This window comes from Spongiactinospora gelatinilytica (assembly GCF_003236385.1).
GTDB classification, from domain to species: domain Bacteria; phylum Actinomycetota; class Actinomycetes; order Streptosporangiales; family Streptosporangiaceae; genus Spongiactinospora; species Spongiactinospora gelatinilytica.
This window is the reverse complement of sequence record NZ_POUA01000676.1, coordinates 1-1,774: the sequence shown is the minus strand read 5'-3', so window position 1 is coordinate 1,774 and position 1,774 is coordinate 1. Positions and strand designations below refer to the sequence as shown.

Annotated in this window: 1 protein-coding gene and 1 pseudogene; one reads left to right on the top strand and one right to left on the bottom strand. The window is 71.2% G+C overall.

What is annotated here, in order from left to right:
* Positions 1–221 (bottom strand): annotated as a pseudogene (locus tag C1I98_RS38520) (hypothetical protein); the annotation flags it as partial.
* A gap of 93 nt (positions 222–314) precedes the next feature.
* Here C1I98_RS38520 and murA point away from each other — a divergent pair.
* Positions 315–1,634 carry a UDP-N-acetylglucosamine 1-carboxyvinyltransferase gene (gene murA / locus C1I98_RS38515; protein WP_111172139.1) on the top strand — a complete coding sequence of 440 codons (1,320 nt, stop codon included), beginning with the start codon at positions 315–317 and terminating at the stop codon, positions 1,632–1,634.
* The last annotated feature ends 140 nt before the right edge of the window (positions 1,635–1,774 follow it).

Sequence of the window (1,774 nt, the reverse complement as noted above, 5' to 3'; positions counted from 1 at the left end):
AACCCCACCAGCCCCACCACGAGCCCCACGGCGCCGGTGATCACCGCGAACCACCCGTCGGCGGCGACGAGAGCCTGCGTGGACGGATCGGCGAGGGCCGGTCCGCCGTCCAGCGCGACGTACGGCGCGCGCGGCGCGACCAGCGACCAGACCACCCCCGCCGCGACACCCAGCACGGCCAGCACGAGCACGGTTCCGGCGAAGTCCCGCAACTCCCGCAAGGAGGGCCCCCTTTTGGTTGGATTCCTCCGATGCTACAGAAGCCCGCCGACGGTCACGGGGCCCACGAGAGCCGCTTCGCTAGGCTTTGGCCCGTGAACGAAGAAGAGGTCTGGCTGATCGAGCCCTCCGGGCCGCTGCGGGGCGACGTGGAGGTCCGGGGGTCCAAGAACGCCGTGTCCAAGCACATGGTCGCGGCGATGCTCGGCACGGGGGAGAGCACGATCCAGAACGCGCCCGAGGTCGGCGAGGTGGAGATCACCGCGGCGATGCTCCGGGCGCTCGGGATGAACGTGGAGATCACCCAACGCGAGATCGCCATCTCGCAGGGCCCGGTCATCCAGCCGCAGGTCCCGGCGGCGTTCACCGGTCTCAACCGGATTCCGATCCTGATGCTGGGGCCGTTGCTGCATCTGGCGGGCGAGGCGTTCGTGCCGCTGGTCGGCGGCGACCCGATCGGCCGCCGGCCGGTCAACTTCCACGTCGAGGCGCTGCGCGCGATGGGCGCCGAGATCGAGGTCGGCGACAGCGGGATCACCGCCAAGGCCAAGGCGCTGCACGGCACCCGGATCGAGCTGCCCTACCCGAGCGTCGGCGCCACCGAGACGATCTTGATGTCGGCGGTGCGCGCCGAGGGCAAGACGGTGCTCAAGGGCGCGGCGATGGAGCCCGAGGTCGTGGAGCTGGCGCTGTTCCTGCAGCGGATGGGGGCGCGCATCGAGCTGAGTCCCGACCGCAGGATCGTGATCGAGGGCGTGCCGAGCCTGCGCGGCGCCTCCACCTGGCTGGCCGGCGACCGCATCGAGGCGTTCTCCTACCTGGTGGCCGGACTGATCACCGGCGGCCAGGTGCGGGTCCACGGCTGTCCCCAGGACCGCCTGGTCACCGCGATAACCACGCTCGCCCGGATGGGCGCGCAGGTCGACATCACCGATGACTGGCTGTCGGCGTCCGCGCCCGACGGGCTGCGCCAGGCTGCCGTGCAGACCGACACCCACCCGGGGTTCATGACCGACTGGCAGACCCCGCTGATGGTGCTGTTCACCCAGAGCCACGGCATGTCCGTGCTGCACGAGACGGTCTTCGAAAACCGCCTGGTCTACGTGCCCGCGCTACAGAAGATGGGCTGCGAGATCGAGGTGTTCGACGTGTGCCTGGGCGGGCCCGCCTGCCGCTACCACGACACCAACGCCAAGCACTCCGCCGTGGTGCGCGGGGTGTCCAAGCTGCGCGGCGCGGACGTACGGCTGCCCGACATCCGCGCCGGGTTCTCCGCGGTGCTGGCCGCCGCCGCGGCGGAGGGCACCTCCACGCTGCGCGGGGTCCACCACATCGAGCGGGGCTACCACCGGCCGTTCGAGCAGTTCGCCTCGCTCGGGCTCAAGATCAGCAGGGCAATGGCCCCAGTGAAGTGAAGCGCGAGGTAAAAAATCCGGCGGGCGGCGTTTGACGCTGATCGGCTGGTTGCACCTACCCTGACGTGAGGTCGGGGAAGGCCGCGCGGAAGCGGCGGGACGGGGCGCCGGCCGCCGGGCAGGGGGCGCCCGCCATCGCC